General features: G+C 54.4%; 13 protein-coding genes. 6 read left to right on the plus strand and 7 right to left on the minus strand.

Annotated elements, in window-relative coordinates:
- Positions 1-162 precede the first annotated feature (162 nt).
- The 4 genes from ACLD72_RS10805 to ACLD72_RS10820 all read left to right on the plus strand — a co-directional run bounded on the left by ACLD72_RS10805 (position 163) and on the right by ACLD72_RS10820 (position 4,693).
- Positions 163-894: an HAD family hydrolase gene (locus ACLD72_RS10805; protein WP_410997126.1), complete on the plus strand. Its 732-nt coding sequence runs from the start codon at positions 163-165 to the stop codon at positions 892-894.
- Between the two features lie 99 nt (positions 895-993).
- Positions 994-2,502 carry a spore germination protein gene (locus ACLD72_RS10810; RefSeq protein ID WP_458475750.1) on the plus strand — a complete coding sequence of 503 codons (1,509 nt, stop codon included), beginning with the start codon at positions 994-996 and terminating at the stop codon, positions 2,500-2,502.
- The gene (locus ACLD72_RS10815) at positions 2,503-3,594 is read left to right on the plus strand and encodes a GerAB/ArcD/ProY family transporter (protein ID WP_458475751.1); all 1,092 of its coding nucleotides are present in this window, start codon (positions 2,503-2,505) and stop codon (positions 3,592-3,594) included.
- Positions 3,587-4,693, plus strand: a complete 1,107-nt coding sequence (locus ACLD72_RS10820) for a Ger(x)C family spore germination protein (RefSeq protein WP_410997120.1) — start codon at positions 3,587-3,589, stop codon at positions 4,691-4,693. Before ACLD72_RS10815 ends, ACLD72_RS10820 begins: the two co-directional genes overlap by 8 nt.
- Positions 4,694-4,708: 15 nt before the next feature.
- On the opposite strand, the gene ACLD72_RS10825 is transcribed toward ACLD72_RS10820, so the two are convergent.
- The 4 genes from ACLD72_RS10825 to ACLD72_RS10840 all read right to left on the minus strand — a co-directional run bounded on the left by ACLD72_RS10825 (position 4,709) and on the right by ACLD72_RS10840 (position 9,883).
- Positions 4,709-6,706: a beta-galactosidase gene (locus ACLD72_RS10825; RefSeq protein WP_410997118.1), complete on the minus strand. Its 1,998-nt coding sequence runs from the start codon at positions 6,704-6,706 to the stop codon at positions 4,709-4,711.
- Between the two features lie 112 nt (positions 6,707-6,818).
- Positions 6,819-8,120 carry an ABC transporter substrate-binding protein gene (locus ACLD72_RS10830; RefSeq protein ID WP_410997116.1) on the minus strand — a complete coding sequence of 434 codons (1,302 nt, stop codon included), beginning with the start codon at positions 8,118-8,120 and terminating at the stop codon, positions 6,819-6,821.
- A gap of 54 nt (positions 8,121-8,174) precedes the next feature.
- A complete protein-coding gene (locus tag ACLD72_RS10835; RefSeq protein WP_410997400.1) occupies positions 8,175-9,002 on the minus strand; it encodes a carbohydrate ABC transporter permease in 828 nt (275 codons plus the stop codon).
- On the minus strand, positions 9,002-9,883 hold the full coding sequence (locus tag ACLD72_RS10840; RefSeq protein ID WP_410997114.1) for a carbohydrate ABC transporter permease: 882 nt from the start codon (positions 9,881-9,883) through the stop codon (positions 9,002-9,004). Before ACLD72_RS10840 ends, ACLD72_RS10835 begins: the two co-directional genes overlap by 1 nt.
- A 125-nt stretch (positions 9,884-10,008) precedes the next feature.
- On the opposite strand from ACLD72_RS10840, the gene ACLD72_RS10845 reads away from it, so the two are divergent.
- The gene (locus ACLD72_RS10845) at positions 10,009-11,805 is read left to right on the plus strand and encodes a cache domain-containing sensor histidine kinase (protein WP_458475752.1); all 1,797 of its coding nucleotides are present in this window, start codon (positions 10,009-10,011) and stop codon (positions 11,803-11,805) included.
- A 37-nt stretch (positions 11,806-11,842) separates the two neighbouring features.
- Entirely contained in the window at positions 11,843-13,531 is a 1,689-nt protein-coding gene (locus ACLD72_RS10850; protein ID WP_458475753.1) for a response regulator transcription factor, read from the plus strand.
- Positions 13,532-13,960: 429 nt separating this feature from the next.
- Here the strand turns inward: ACLD72_RS10850 and ACLD72_RS10855 are convergent, their stop codons facing one another.
- From ACLD72_RS10855 to ACLD72_RS10865, 3 genes are read right to left on the minus strand one after another with little or no spacing between them, the layout of a single operon-like run.
- Complete coding sequence (locus tag ACLD72_RS10855) at positions 13,961-15,118, minus strand: SGNH/GDSL hydrolase family protein (protein ID WP_410997398.1); 1,158 nt, start codon at positions 15,116-15,118, stop codon at positions 13,961-13,963.
- 56 nt (positions 15,119-15,174) lie between these two features.
- Positions 15,175-15,918 carry an amino acid ABC transporter ATP-binding protein gene (locus ACLD72_RS10860; RefSeq protein WP_410997108.1) on the minus strand — a complete coding sequence of 248 codons (744 nt, stop codon included), beginning with the start codon at positions 15,916-15,918 and terminating at the stop codon, positions 15,175-15,177.
- An 18-nt stretch (positions 15,919-15,936) separates the two neighbouring features.
- Positions 15,937-16,596 carry an amino acid ABC transporter permease gene (locus ACLD72_RS10865; RefSeq protein ID WP_251590617.1) on the minus strand — a complete coding sequence of 220 codons (660 nt, stop codon included), beginning with the start codon at positions 16,594-16,596 and terminating at the stop codon, positions 15,937-15,939.
- Between the last annotated feature and the right edge of the window lie 35 nt (positions 16,597-16,631).

Raw genomic sequence — 16,631 nt, forward strand, 5'->3', positions numbered from 1 at the left:
CAAAAGGTCTCCTCCCTGTAATCTTAAAATTGCAAAACGTCCACCAATAATATAATCCAACCGCCTGGCAGGCGTCAGCAAAATTCGTTCCCGACTGCCGAATCCCCCGTTATCCGGTATAATGGACGGTAGATTATAAAAGCAATGATGGAGGGAGAAACCTTGAATTCCGTACAATCTGCCGCACTCACGCCAGCCGTTTTTTTCGATCTGGACGATACGATTTATGATCATCTGCTTCCGTTTCGCGAAGCCCTGCAAGCGGTGCTGAACACCGGGGACGATTTTCCTTACGAACCCGCTTATCACCGGATGCGCTTTTACAGCGACCACCTGTCCGCCCTGGCCGGCGGCACGCCTACCCATGGCCGGGAGCTTGAGGAGATGCGGACGGAGCGTTTCGTACGCTCGCTTGCCGAGTTCGGCGTCACGCTTACGCAGGAACAGGCGGCCGCCGTTCAGGCCGCTTATCTGGACCTCCAGTTTCGGATCCGCCCCTTTGACGGAGCATTCGAGCTAATCGGAAAGCTAAAATCGAGCAAAACCCTCGTTGGTTTAATTACCAACGGTCCGCCGGAACACCAATGGCGCAAAATCCGCGCGCTGGAGCTGGACCGCCTGATCCCGCCAGGGTTGATCTATATTTCCGGAGCCATCGGCATCACCAAACCCGACCGCAAGCTGTTCGATCACGTTGCCGCAGAAGCTGGCTTAGCCCCGGAACAGTGCAGTTATGTTGGCGATTCATGGCGCAATGACGTCGTAGGTGCCGCCGGTGCCGGCTGGCGGACCATATGGTTCAACCATCGGCAGGCGAAACCTGAATCGGCGTTTCGTCCGCACGAGCAGGCGTTCAGCTATGCAGACATAAACCGCCTCCTTCTTGGGGATTAAAGCCCGGCGCTAAAGCGCCAATCCCCTCCCCTCTCCTCGCATAGTTCCCCCGCAGGTTAGGCACAATAGAAGAAAATGCCTCATCAGGAGGAATTTTCGGTGTCATTCAACTTGTTTAAATTCCTGAAGAAAAAAGCAAACCAGCAGCAAGAAAAACTGAAGCAGGTGGAAACAGAACCTCACGTGAGCGAACCTCAGGCCCCCGGACCGCTTTCGCTCGACAACGTGCTGGAGGAATTCAACGGCTGTTCCGATCTGACCCGCCGTTCGCTTCCGCTCCTCAAGACGGAATTGGTCTATTTCAGCCATTTGATCGACAAGCACGTCTTTGAACGCGATTGTTTACGGCCATTGGAAAATATCCGGCAGGAGGAGCTTGGAACATTGCTGCGGCAATCCCAATTCAGCGAAGCGGGGGATGCCAAGTCGGTCGTGAAGGGCATTTGCGAGGGGGATGCGGCCATTTTTGTGCCGCAGGGCGTTTATTTGGTCCATGTGTACGGGCCGGAAACGCGCTCTGTCGATCAATCGCAAACCGAATCGGTCATTGTCGGACCCCACGACGCTTTTAATGAATCGCTGGACACCAACCTGTCCATTATCCGCCGCCGGATCAAGAGCAATCGGCTGAAGGTAAAACAGTTTGAAGTGGGCGAAATTCTTAAAACCAAGGTATGCGTTTTATACATCGATGAATTGGCGAATATGGATCATGTCAACCGGATGGCGGAACGAATTCAAAACATTGAATACAGCGGCCTATACGACAACAACATGCTCCTCCAGACGATCGAAGACTTTCCGAGCACGATATTTCCGCTATTTTTGACATCGGAGCGTCCTGACGTAGCTGTATCCAAACTGAATGAAGGCCGGGTTCTTGCCTTCATGGACCAAAGCCCAACCGTCGTTATCGGTCCGACTTCGATTTTCGAATTTTTCACCTCCCCAGACGACTACTATGGCCGCTGGGCGGTTGGAACGTTTCTGCGGTTGCTCCGGTATGTCGCCTTTTTGCTTACGCTTTCCTTGACGTCCATGTATGTGGCGGTGACGACCTATCATTATGAAATGATCCCGCAAAGCCTTATCGCTTCCTTAACCGAATCGCGCAGCCGCGTCCCGTTTCCGCCGATTCTGGAAGCCCTGCTGATGGAAACGACGATTGAACTGCTGCGGGAAGCGGGCGCCCGCCTGCCTTCCAAAATCGGACAGACCATCGGGATCGTCGGAGGGATCGTCATCGGCACCGCCGCCGTCGAAGCCGGGTTTACCAGCAACATTCTGATTATCGCCGTGGCGATGTCGGCGATCGCCTCGTTTGTTGTTCCCAGCTATACGATGAGCGGGACGATCCGGGTCATCCGCTTTGGCCTGATTATTTTGGCCGGCCTTTACGGCAACTTCGGCTTTATGTTCGGCATCGCTCTGATGATTATTCACGCCTCCAAACTGACCAGCCTGGGGGCGCCGTATACAATTCCCGCCGCGCCGATCAAGCCCGTTGACTGGAAGGACATTTTTATCCGCGGGCCCTTTTGGTTGTTGAGCAAGCGTCCGACGCAGTCCCGCACCCCTAACGCGCACGCCAACAAAATGAAGAAATAGGTGACCTTCTTGGCACAGGAAAAGCTGCATCGATTCCATCTTATGTTAATGGTGCTCAATACCCAAAGCGGAATTGCCCTGTTCACGCTGCCGCGGATCACCGCGCATCACTTCGGGACCAACGGTTGGCTTGCGCTCGTTATCGTATTCCTGTTTGTCGCCCTCAACACAATGTTGATTTCGGCGGTATACCGCCTGGGGCGCGGGACGTCCGTATTCGATATCCTCCGGAATTCACTGCCGCGCGCCATTTTATACCCGCTTTATTTGCTGATTGGAAGCAATTTTGCGATGTTGGGCTGTCTTGTGATCAAGCAGTATTCGATGATCTACCAACTGATGATTTTCCCGACGACTCCGGACATTATGCTGAAGGTGTTTGTGGACATTCTGGTGTTTTTGTATATTGCCAAGGGGATTTACAATATGTCGAAAGCCAACATTTTTTTTGTGGTTATCCTTCTGGTTCAATTGCCGCTAACCTTTTTCTTCATCCCGGATTTTGATTGGGTACGATTAACGCCGTTTGTGTTCCAAGGGGGGACGGACATGGCGGAAGGTTTTTTGTTTGTATACCAAACATATCTCGGCTACGAACTAACGCTGTTTTTGTTCCCGTTTGCGGAAAAAACGACAAGATGGCTGAAATATGTTCATTTTGCGAATACCATCTCCTTGACGCTTTACCTGATCATCACGATTATGGTCTTCGGCTTTTTTAATGTCCGCGAACTGAACTTTTCGGCGTTCCCTATCCTGGACATGTTCGGCTATTTAAAATTTCCGTTTATCGAGCGGATTCACAACTTTTTATTGAGCATGTTCCTGTTTTCGGTCGTACACACGGGAGCGATGTACTATTGGGCGAGTAAAGGCATGGTCAAGCAAGTTTTCCCCCGGATTCCGTCTAAGCTGTTATTGGCTCTCACTATGGCGGCTACCATCGCGGTTAGTCTTACGCCGGATACGCTGATGGAGGTGGAAGGGTGGCTTCGGAATATAACCTTAGTCCAGCTCGGTTTTTCCGTCGGCTTTCCGCTGCTGTTGATTTTGCTGCTGCTCATTCAAAGGAGGGGAAAAAAGCATGCTTAAGCGGATCGGCTGCTTGTGTGCGTGCGCCTTCCTGCTGCTGACCGGATGCAACCAGGACGAACGGGTTCTGGAAAAGATCGGTTATGTGGAAACCGCCGCCTACGATGCCGTACCTAACGGAAATATCAAAGTAACGGTCAGTATTCCGCTGGTCACCCAATTCGCCAAGGACGGGAAAACGACCGATGAACTGCTGAGCACGATCGCCAAAAGTCCCAAGGACGCAAGAAAAACGTTAAGCTTAAGAACGAGCCGGATGATGGTGAACGGCCAGATCCGCACGCTGATGTTTGGCGAAGCTTTGGCTCGGCGGGGAATTTGGAAGCATATGGATACCTTCTTCCGCGATCCGACCATTTCTCTTAGAACCACCGTAGCCGTGGTGGAAGGAGATGCCGGCAGCGTTATTAGCCAGGAATTGCCGCGGCATACGAAAACGGCCAACTATATCAACAAACTGCTGCAAAAGGAATTCTCCAGACAGGGCGCCCCGCAAACGAGGCTTCACCAGTTCGTACGGGATTATCACGACGACGGCATTGACCCGGTCGCCATTATGATCAGGGAGCTGGAAAAGGATATCACCGTTAGCGGCCTCGCTTTATTCCGGAATGATCAAATGGTGGGGAAGCTTACTTCGGATGACCTGCATTTATTTTTGGTGATGTATCAAAATACTTCGCGGGGCGAGTTTAACGTGAGAACGGACAATCCCCATCTGGAGACCATGGCCTTCCACTCGGTAAAAAGCAACCGCAAAATAAAAATCACAAAAACCAAGGACGGAGAATATCAAGCGGATATTTATTTAAAAATCGTTGGCGCGGTGGATGAATACATCGGCGATCTGGATCTCAGCACCACGGAGCGAAAAAAGGTTGAACAGTTGTTAAGCGAATACGCCGTAGAAGAAGGCGGCCGCATTCTTAAGGACATGCAAAAAAGAGGGGCCGACAGCCTCGGAATCGGCCAACATGTCCGCAACAGCATGAGTTATGCGGAATGGAAAAGAACAGCTTGGCACGAGATGTACACCCAAATGCCGGTGCGCGTCCACTGTTCTTTCCGGATTAAAAATTTCGGTTCGTATTTCCATTAAGGGCGGGCGATGCTCCTATGAAATCCGTAAAATATCCACCTCATACGGAGCAAGGCTAAACGTCCGCTCTCTTATGACGCCATATAACTCACTGGGATAGCTTGACGGCAAAGTAACATGGTGCGGTTCCCGGCTTAAGTTCAGCACAAACAGGTAGGCGCCCGATTCGCCGTTTCGAACCGCGGCCTGCACGCCCTCCGGCAACCCCGGAAACGCTGCGAGTTCAAGCTCCCCGGCGAGCGCGGCGAACAACTCCTTAAGATAACTTTCCTCAGGATGCGTGCCGAGATAGTATACTTTGCCCCGGCCGAACCGGTTTACCGTCACCGCCGGCTCGCCGCGGTAAAAGTCTTCGTCATACCAGGCGATGGCTTCAGCCCCCTGTAAGCTCAGGATATCGCACCACTCAGTCCCATAAAAATGCAGCCCATTTGCGTCCGCGATCCGGTGCGAAGCCCGGCCGATCGGATCGTACTCCTTCACCGTCACGCCGGCGCATTTTGCCAGAAGTCCCGGCAAAGGCATCATGACGTGCTGGTTGTTCATCCGCTTCGCCCCGGAGCGGCTGGTCAGGATCACTGTGCCGCCTGCTTCCGCAAACGACTCCAGCGCCTCGGCCACCTGCTCGTCCATCAGATAAACATGCGGGGCCACAACCAGCTTGTACCCGGCGAGCGGCTGGGTCCATTCGATCACATCGCACCCGATCCCAAGCTTGGTCAAAGCCCGGTGATAATCTTTCACATTTTCGTAATAGTCAAAGCCGCCCGCCTGCGGCTGAATCCGCAATGCTTCCAAATGCTCGTGCGACAGCAAAATCGCCGCTTCATTCCGGGGCGCGGTCCCTTGAAGCTTGCCGGCGAGCGCGTTCACCTCGCTGCACAGCTTGGCAAATTCCTCAAACCTGCGGCCGGGAACGTTGCTGTGGTCGATCAGGCCGTGCCAGAACTGCTCCGCGCCGGCCGACGCCGAACGCCAGCGGAAATGCACCACCGTGTCGGCTCCTTTGGCAATGGCCTGCCACGCAAACGCGCGGATAAAGCCGGGATAAGGCGTCCGCCACGTCGGAAACCAGCAGCCCGGCGACCCGCTGAGCTGCTCCATGATCCAGAAGTTGCGGCGTTTAATGCCGCGCGTCACATCGAGCGCCAGGGCGCCGCTGTACGGCCCCGTCGCCTGCTTGTCCGGATCGGTGTTCGGATAATAGTCGAACGAAGCGATGTCCAAGTCGGCGCCGATCCGGTACAGGTCCAGGCGTTGCGGATAAGTATGGAAGTTGTGGGTAACAAAGTGTCCCGGACAATATTCACGAATAATCTCGATTTGGCTGCGCTGGAACTCGGCGATGGAATCCCATTGGAACCGGGTAAAATCGAGCAAGTACGACGGGTTCTGGTGCGGTGAACCGCCGTAAGGAACGGCGACCTGGGACCAGTCGCCGTATTCCCCGCTCCATACGACCGTTCCCCATTCCCGGTTGACGGCCTGGAGCGTTCCGTATTTCGCCCATACCCACTCCCGGAAACGCTCGTTGCAGGCGGCGCAGTGGCAGTCGATCACCCAAAACTCGTTGTCCGTCTGCCAGCCGATCACCGCGGGATGGCCGCCATAACGCTTCGCCATTTCCTCAATGATCCGCGCTCCGTACGCGCGCAGCGATCCGCTGTTGTAGCAGCGATGCCCCCGAACGCCCGGGTGAACGGTCTTGCCCGCCGCATCCACCGGCAAAATGTCCGGCTCCAAGCCGGTCAACCAACGCGGCGGCGTATTGGTCGGCGTCCCCAGCACCACGCGGATACGATATTTATGAAATAGATCGATCGCCTGGTCCAGCCAGCCGAAGGCAAATTGGCCGTCCGCCGGCTCAAGCCGGCTCCAGGCAAACTCCGCCAGCCTGACGACCCGGACGCCCGTCGCCTTCATCAGCTGAACATCCTCTTCCCACAGGGAAGGATCCCACTGCTCCGGATAATAGCAGACGCCGATTTGAACTTTATCGAGGTGCTTATTCATAAGTTTGTTCCCCCTCTCCGCCAAAAAAGGCAAAAGCCGCCTCTTTCCCCTTCACAAAGGGGATAAATCCTAAGAGGCGGCTGCTTTCCTTCATTCGTTATTCATGCTGCCGTTACTTCAGTTTGTCCCACGCGGCCTGCATATTTTTTTGCCAGGTTTCGACATCGCTTTTTCCTGCCAAATATTGCTGAATCGCACTGCCGAATTCCTGAGCGACGCCATCCGGGTATTTGCCGGCCTGGTGCGCAAAAATATTGCCTTCCTCCACATATTTCACCAGATCGGTGGCAATCGGCCCCATATCCTCCGGTGTGGCTTCGATCGTGGTCATGGCCGGGATGAACTTGAATTTCTTCACGATATATTCTTTACCGATATCGGAAGTGACCAGCCAGTTCAGGAACGTTTTGGCCTCTTCCTTAGCGTCGGAATCTTTGTTCACAACCAGGTTCACCGGAACGCCGATCGTCACTTTCCCGGTTTTCGCGGCGTCGTCGCTGAGCGGCATCGGCAGCACGCCGATGTTCATGTTCGGGTTAATGCCGTCGATCATCGTTTGCGCCCAGTTGCCTTCCTGCATCATCGCCGCCTCACCGTTCGCAAACATCGCCACCTGCGTGTTATAGTCGGTCGTAAGCGGATTTTTGTTGCCGTAATCCAGCGTCAGCTTCATCAGCTTCGCCCAGTTGGCGAAATGCTCATTGCCGACGATCGAAGCCGTACCTTCGTTCAGGCCCTTGATAAAGCCGTCGACATCATCCTGATTCGCGAAAGCGACGCTGATCCCTTGGCTGCCTACCAGCCACCATTCCTGATAAGCGTTGGCAAAAGGCGTGATACCCGCAGCCTGCAACTTTTTGGCCGCCGCCTCCAGTTCCGAGTAAGTTTTCGGAGGGGAGGTAATGCCTGCTTTGGCAAACATATCTTTGTTATAGACGTAGCCGAAGCCTTCAAGATCCAGCGGCAAGCCGTACACTTTGCTATCTTTGGTGATCGCCTCGGCGGCCAGCGGCACCAGATCCTTCACCCAAGGCTGATCCGACAAGTCCTCCAGCTTCTCTTGCCACATATCCAGCTTGGCGTAACCGTTGTTGGAGAAGATGTCCGGAGCGTCGCCGGAGGCGAATTTTGTTTTCAGCGCCGCGTCGTAATCGGCACCTCCGCCCACCGTTTGAATATCCAGCTTGATGTTCGGATACTCTTTTTCAAATTCCACTTTCAGCTCGTTAAGCCCTTCCACGATTTCGGTTTTAAATTGGAAGATCGTGACCGTCTTCTGCTCCTGTTTGCCACCGCCTTGGCCTTCGGCGCCGCTATTGGTACCGTTTGCAGAATTTCCGCCGCCACAAGCCGCCAGGATTAGCGACATCGTCAGCAGAACGGATAAGACGATAGAATACTTTGCCTTCTTCATAAGCTAATTCCCCCTAAATCTGTTTAATTTATTGGAACAGCGGATCGGCCGGCGTCAGCCTTTGACCGATCCCGCTGCGATTCCCTCGACAATGTGACGCTGCAAGAACAAGAAGAAAATAACGATTGGCGTAATTCCCAAAACGAGCGCCGGGAGCGCAATGTCCCACTGCTTCGTATATTGTCCGAAAAAAGCGAACGTGGCCAGCGGAATCGTCCGCATTTCCGGCCGCTGCAAAATCAGCGACGGCAGCAAGTAGTCGTTCCATACCCACAGGCAGTTCAGCACAATGATCGTCATTAGCATCGGCTTGAGCATCGGCAACACGATCCGGAAGAACACGCTGATGCCGGTGCAGCCGTCCACCGTGGCGGCTTCTTCAATTTCCCGCGGGATCGATTTAACGAACCCGTGGAACAGAAACACGGCCATCGGCGCCCCCAAACCGAGATAAGTCATCACCAGTCCGAAATGGGTATTGTTTACTCCCAGCTCGTTAACGACCCGCAGCAGCGGCATCATGATCGTCTGGAACGGAATGACCATGGAAGCGATAAACAGCATGAACAAGCTACGGTTAAACCAAGTATTGGAGCGGACCATCCGGTACGCGCCCATCGCGCTGATCAGCGCCAGAATCCCCACACTGACCACGGTAATGATCAGCGAATTGGTGAACGCCTGCGGGAACTTGGTCAGTTCCCAGGCCTTGGCATAGTTCTCCCATTGAAACACCTGCGGCCAACTCGCCGAATCCGACATGATTTCGCCAAACGGCTTGACCGAATTGACGAAGAGAAAATAGAACGGCGACAGGAACAGCAGGGCGACAAGGCCTGTAATGATTTCCGCCGCCAGCAGGCGCCCGGTGTATCTTTTCATCAAGCTTCGACCTCCTTATTCTTCGTCAGGCGAACCTGGAACGTCGTAATGACAGCCACGATCACGAAGAACAGAATAGCCTTGGCCGTTCCCAGCCCGTAACGGTTGTTCTGGAACGCTTCGTTGTAAATGTTCATCGCCACGGATTCCGTCGATTTGAACGGCCCGCCTTTAGTCAGCGACAAGTTGAGGTCGAACATTTTGAACGCCCAGGAAATCGCCAGGAACAAGCAGATGGTCACCGCAGGCATAATCAGCGGAACAATGATGCTGCGCAGCATCTGCCAGCGGTTTGCACCGTCGATCTCCGCCGCCTCGATCACTTCCGAAGGAACGTTGGTCAGCGAGGAGATGTAAATGACCATCAGGTAACCCGCCGTATGCCAGACAAAGACGATCATAATTCCCCAGAAGCCGGTTGCTTCGTCCCCTAGCCACGGAAGCCCGAAGAAGGACCAGCCTGTCAGTTCATACATGGTGTTAAAGCCTTTGATGAAAATAAACTGCCAAATGAATCCCAGCAGCAGCCCGCCGATCACGTTGGGCATAAAGAAAATAGTACGCATGATGTTGCGCAGCTTCAATCCTTTGGTCAAAAAATAAGCAAGGAAGAAGCCGACGACATTGGTGAGCACGATGCCAACCACCGTAAATTTGGAGGTAAACCAGAAGGATGACCAAAAATCGGGGTCATTCGTAAATATCGTTTTAAAATTATCCAGCCCTACCCAATTGACTGTGCTCGCCACGCCATTCCAATCGGTCAATGCATAATACATCCCGAGTAAGAATGGAATCACCATGATGACTACAAAAAATAAAAGCACGGGTCCCACAAAAAACAGCTGGAGTCCCCATTCAGACGCTCTTTTGCTACCCATGGCGCAGCCCCCTTTCTTTCTAGCGAATAACTGTTGTATTGTTATTATGACTTGGGTGAATCGCCGAATACACCGACTGAGGTGAACACTCAGGTGTAATTTATTGATCGGGAGAGGGAATCCGCTTGAAATGGAACAGCATCCGCACCAGACTGATCGTCTTTATGTTGCTCGCCACGATCATCCCGATCGTCGCGACGATGGTCGTGACTTACTCCTATACGTCACAATCGCTCCGTACACGGGTCGCCGCGGAAGACGCCAATCTTCTGTATCAGGGGGGGCGCAACCTGACCAGCCTGCTTGACGATCTCAACCGCAGCTCTTCCAATATCTATAACATTTCAACTTTACTGCAGGCCGGCTATGAGGACGTGCAAAGCAACTCGCAGGTTTATGCCGTATTGTCCAATATTGCCACCTCCGTGCCGGACATTTTTCAAGTGTATCTCTATGAAAATAAAAGCCGGAGAGCAACGCTCGTTACCCAAAACACGCCGCAGCGCAACTACAACATCGGGCCTTTCGGCGATGCGTTGGGTATCGACCGGCCCAGCGTCTGGGTGCAAAGCAGCCATATGAGCCATACGTACGGACTTACCGCCATATTGCCGCGGTACCCTTCCGAGCCGGTATTCACGCTCCACCGCAAAATCGAAAAAGTTCCTTCAAGCCACATCATCGGCTATCTCTCCATCGACGTCAAACTGTCGGCCTTAAGCGATATCGTCGACCAGTTGTATGAACAAAACCGCGAGAAAATCTATATTCTCGACGATCACGGAGATATTGTGTACAGCGACGAGCAGGGCAAGCTGGGGCTTCCGCTCAGGGAGAAGTGGTATACGGAACGGATCGCCTCCGCGCCAAGCACGAGCGGAAACTTCGAAGAGGACGGAAACGTGTTTGTCTATCAGCGAATTACCACCGTCGGCGCCAACTGGACGCTGGTCAAACAGGTCCCGGTCGCCTTTCTCACCCGGGAAGCCAACCGCGCGGCCGGCATCAACATGCTGCTCCTGGCAGTGTCGCTGATCATTATCATCGCCGCCACGATCATTATTTCGCTGCGGATTACCGCTCCGATCAAGCGGCTTGGCCGATATATGAACCAGATTCAATCCGGCAACTTGAACGTCGATATTCAGCCGGCCGGCCATGACGAAATCGGAGCGGTGATGCGGCGGTTCCGCACCATGATGGATACGATCAACAATTTGATCTTAAGGGAATACAAGCTGGAGTTGACCAGCAAAAACAACCAGCTTCGGGCGCTGCAGGCGCAAATCAACCCGCATTTTCTCAACAATACGCTGCAGATCATCGGTACGCTCGCACTGGAGCTGAAGGTCCCGCAAATCTATACCCTGATTTCGGCGCTGGCCAAAATGATGCATTACAGCATGCATAACGATGACCGGATCGTGACCTTGAAGGACGAGCTTGAGCACGTCAAAGCTTATATCGAACTACAAAAAGAGCGATTCGAAAACCGCTTTTCCTTCCACTGCGAGGTGCCGGAAGAGCTGCTCCAGGTGCAAATGCCCAAGCTCATCCTGCAGCCGATCATGGAAAATTACTTCAAGCACGGGATCGACCGTTCGAAAGCGAACGGATGCATCCGTTTGGAGGCCGTACAGGAACCGGACGGTTTCGTCAAAATTATCGTGCAGAACAACGGCGCGAAAATACCGGAAGATAAGCTAAGACATCTACGGCAGGGGCTTGATGGAGTCACCGGAGCCCTCGACGGAAATCGTCCCGAACCCGCGAGCCAGGACGGCCGCGTAGCGCCGATTGGCTTAATCAATGTGCTGACTCGGCTCCGTCTGGTTTACGGCAGTGAGGCCGATCTGAACGTGGCCAATTTGGAACCGGCCGGAGTCCGCATTATACTAAAACTACTCGCTCTGCCGCAATAAATCTCGGAAATGAGCCCTACATGGAGTGTGAAAAATGATGAGAGCGTTAATTGTCGACGATGAAGCCCGGGTCAGAAAAGCCGTTCGCTTGCTGGTGGATTGGGAGAAGCACGGCATCCGGGAAATTACAGAAGCGGGCGGAGGGAACGAAGCAATTGGAATCATTCAAAGCTTTGGCCCGCAGCTCGTCATTATGGACATGATGATGGAATCGGGCCACGGGCTGGAACTGATGGCCTGGGTTCGCGAGCATGCCGGAAACATCAAATTCATCGTCGTCAGCGGCCATGACGATTTCGATTTTGTGCGGAGCGCCGTACGCCATGGAGGTATCGATTATATCCTCAAGCCGATCGAGCCCGAAGCGATCAACGCCGCCGTCGCTAAAGCCGTGGAGCAGTGGCGCCGGGAAGAACGGGAACGGTTGGAGCAGCAGCAGAAAAGCATTCGCCTTAATGAATTCAAACCGGTTTACGACGAAAAGCTGCTCTCCTCGTTGATCGACGACCCGGGCTCGGCCGACGTCTCGCTGCGCCGATTGCGCCGGGAAGGCGTGATCCCCGAAGAGCCGGGGTTGTGCCGTCTTTTGCTGGCCCGGATCGACGCCGGGGATGCTTCCCTGCAGCAAAGATTCGGCCATAATCGGGAGCTGCTGCACTTTGCGCTGGTTAACATCTGCAATGAATTCCTGCTCCCAAGCCGCAGTGGGATTGCGTTTAAGCATGGGCGGGCGCCGCAGGAAATTTTGCTGCTCGTCTGGGGCGATTTGGAGCGCGCTGCCGAACGTGCCGCCCAAATCAATCAAGGGCTGCACCGCACGCTAGAGCGCCGGCTGCATTTTGGCCTCGGGTCCGCCGGGGAACTGCCGCTAAGCCTCCCCCGGCAGTATGCCGAGGCCGCCGCCGCGCTGCAACGCCGGAACCTGCTCGAGCCCGACCGGTATATCCATGAGTTAAACGCGGGAAAAGCGGACGGTCACGCCATGGTCATGGACGGGCGCGGCACGGCCGCAGACGCTCCCGCCGCGGCTGCGGCTGCAGCTGCCGGAGTCTATCCCTCCCTGACCTTCGTCAAGGTACAGGAGGACTGGAAGCTGGCGGTCAGGAGCGCGGATCCGGGACAAATTTCCGCCGCAAGCCGGAAATGGATCGACGAGCTGTGCCGGCTGGGAACGGTAACGCCGGAAATGCTGGCCGCTTGGACGTCCGATATTTTATCGTTTCGCTCGGGAATGATCCGGGAAACGCTTGGCGATAAGACCGAAAGTGTGTTGACGGAACTGAAGCGGGACGACGCCGAACATGCTCCCCCATCTGGCGACAGCTATACTTTCTCGCGTTATGTCTGGAGCGACTGGGCGGAGCATGTCATGTCCCGGCTGGCGGAAGTGCTTTCCCGGCAGCAGGCGCGCGATAAAAGCACGTTCGCCGACATCGTCAAATACATCGAGCAGAACTACCAATCCGATTTGTCGCTGCAGGACATCGCCAGCCGTTTTTACGTAAGCCGCGAATACGTATCCCGGAAATTCAAGCAGGACTATGGCATCAATTTTTCGGATTACCTAGGCAAATACCGAATCGACAAGGCCAAGCTGCTCATGCTGAACCCGCATCTGAAGCTGCAGGATATCGCTGAAATGGTCGGATTCCACGACGTGAAATACTTCAGCAAAGTATTCAAGAAGCAGGTGGGGCTGTCGCCCCGGGAATACCGGGTCAAGTAAGAAAGCTGAAAAACATAAGGACAAAAAAGGCCGTTATTTCGGCGATATCAGCCAATTTGAGAGAAATAGAGGTGATTTATGTCGCTATTTTCCCCGGTCGCATGGAAATGCCCCCGTTCTAGGGCCCTTCATAGGAGAATAAGAACAAAAAAGGCCGCTAATGGGGATGAACATACCTGACTACGGATAATAAGCACAAAAAGTTCCGCTATTTTGCAGGCTCAGCCACTTGTTCGCCGTTCCAGTCGCAGGCTGTCCATATTTCGGTATTGTCATGCGCCGGTATTGTCATGCGCCGGTATTGTCATGTGCCGGTATTGTCATGTGCCGATATCCAGGCCTAAGCCTTATTTGCCGGTAAATCCGCGAAAATCCGTCCCGGTTTAAGCGACAAATAAAAACCGTCCGATAACCGGACGGCTTTTATTCCTATCCCAGGTACCACTTCAAAAAAGCCTCTGCCACCACTTTGCCGGCAAGCCCGTTCGGGTGCGGATCATCGCCGGGGCTCATAAATTCCGGTCTCAGCCGATGTTCCTCAGGGGCCAGCCGGGACAGCAGCGCCGCCATATCGAACACCCGGTCCACTCCCGGGATGGAGGAGGCCCGGATCGAGGCGTTGACGTTCCGCCATACTTGCTCGCGCTCGCCGCTGAAATTAAACGGCGGTACGGTAAAAAGAATGATTTCCGTGGCAGGATCGTTGCTTTTCAGGAGGGATATGATCGTTTCCAGGTCGCGAAGCAGTTGCCCGGCCGTCCGGGCGCCGATGTCGATGTCGTTCACGCCCAGCGCCAGGATCACCTGTGACCCCGGTTGCGTCACCTGTCCGTGCTTTACCTTATGCAGCCAAGCTCCATCCGCCGCGGCGTCATACGCTCTCGCCCATCCGGAGCCGAGATTCCAGACCCCGTACTGCGCCCCTAAGCCGCTTGCGATCCGCGCCACCCAATATTCGTAACCATCCAGCGCCGTTCTGACCCCTTGGGTGATGGAATCACCGAAAAACATCAGTTGCTTGTCCACCGGCTTGGCATAACCGATAAAGGCGGGCGCAACCAACAGTTTCTCGGACCGCGCAAACGGCTCCGCCGATTCCTCGTCCGCATGGCGGCCGGGAGCATCGTAAGCCGATACCAGCATCTGTTCGACGTTGTACGGGAACGTTTTTCCCGGCGCCAGCGCTGTGATCGTCCAGGTAAATGCCAAATAATGCCCTTCCGGCAGTTCGATATGTACGGGATCGCTCCAAAACGTCTCCCCCGGTTCCACCGGCTTCTCGCTTCCGCCGTCAAACGTGACAGGGACCTGCGAACCTGGCGCTACCGCACCGTCCGGCTCCGTGCCGCCGTCGGCCACGTAAGCGGCCTCGATCCGCCACACTCCGCCAAGCTGGCTGCCCTTGGCCACGGTTCCGGTATCCCAGGTGGAGTCCACGGCATTGCTGTGCCAAAACCGGAGCTGAAGCGGGCCGTTTTCCCTTAATTTAAAATAAGTCCGGTACGTATGCGTGAACCGTTTTTCGCGGTCCATAATATAGTTGGCCGCCGTAGAAACTACGGTAGCTGACGCATACCCTTTTGTCATGACTAGCACCTCTATCCCCTCGGCAACATTTCGCGAGTACGCGAACATTTATGATTCTACAACACCCGCTGTAAAAATGCTCGCGTCCGTTCATGCCGCGGCTGGCCAAACAATTGCTCCGGCGATCCCGATTCGATGAACTCCCCGTCCGCCATGAACATCACGCGATCGGCCACTTCCCGGGCAAAACCCATCTCGTGCGTCACCACGATCATCGTCATCCGCTCTTCGGCAAGCTGCTTCATCACCTGCAGCACCTCGCCGGTCAGCTCCGGATCCAGCGCCGAGGTCGGTTCGTCAAACAGCAAAATTTCCGGGTTCATCATCAGCGCCCGGGCGATCGCTACCCGCTGCTTCTGGCCGCCGGACAAATTCGCGGGGTAAGCATCAGCCTTGTTCAACAACCCGACCTTGTCCAGCAGCTCGGAAGCCCTGCGGCGCGTGTCCTCCCCCGTCATCCGTTTCACCAGCTTCGGCGCCAGCTCCAGGTTGCCGCGCACCGTCAGGTGCGGGAACAGGTTGAAATGCTGGAACACCATGCCCATGCGCGCCGTAATCTTTTTGATTTGCGCATTCCCGGCATACCGGCCGTTTTCGGCCAAGTAGTCGTCCCCGATCCTAATGCTTCCGCCGTCCGCCTCCTCCAAATGGGCCAGGCTGCGCAGCATCGTGCTTTTGCCGGAGCCGGACGGCCCGATCACAGCCACCAACTCGCTCGTATCCACGGTGAAGGAAACGTTCTTTAGCACCTGCAGCGAACCAAACGATTTTTGCAAATTCGTCACTTCCACGATTTTCATACCTGTTTATTCAACCCTTTATTCGAATTTGAATTTCCGTTCAAGTGCCTTGAACAGCAGTGTCAACACCAATGTCAGCAGCAAATAAATGATCCCGGCGACCACGAACGGCATAATCGTGAAATCCCGGTTCACCGCCGTTTGGGCAAAATGCAGCAGCTCCGGAACCGCTACGGCGTACAGCAAGGCCGTATCCTTGATCAGCGTGATCGATTCGTTCGAAACGGCCGGCAACGCGATCCGCACCATCTGCGGTAAAATGACCCGGGTCGTCGTTTGCCAACGGCTTAAGCCAAGCACTTTGGCCGCTTCGTATTGGCCTTTGTCGATCGCGAGCAGGCCCCCGCGAAAAATCTCGGCGAAATAGGCCGCGTAATTCAAAGTAAACGCCAAACAGGCCGCCGCAAACCGGTCCATCACCAAATATTCGCCGATAACCGGAATGACCGGGAGCCCAAAGCAGATAAACAGCATCTGCAATAGCAGCGGCGTTCCGCGCATGACGTAAATATAGGCGTTCGCGAACCAGGCGACCGGCTTCACCCGGCTTCTCACCATAAACGTAAACGCAAAACCAAGCGGAATCGATGTTACAATCGCCAGCACGAACAACAGCAGGGTTATCCGCGTGCCTTCCAGCATCGGTACTAAAATATTCATAAAATAATCCAGACTCATCTCGCATCTCCTTCATGAACGGAAGTAAGAAACCG

It is taken from the genome of Paenibacillus lacisediminis, from assembly GCF_046567315.2.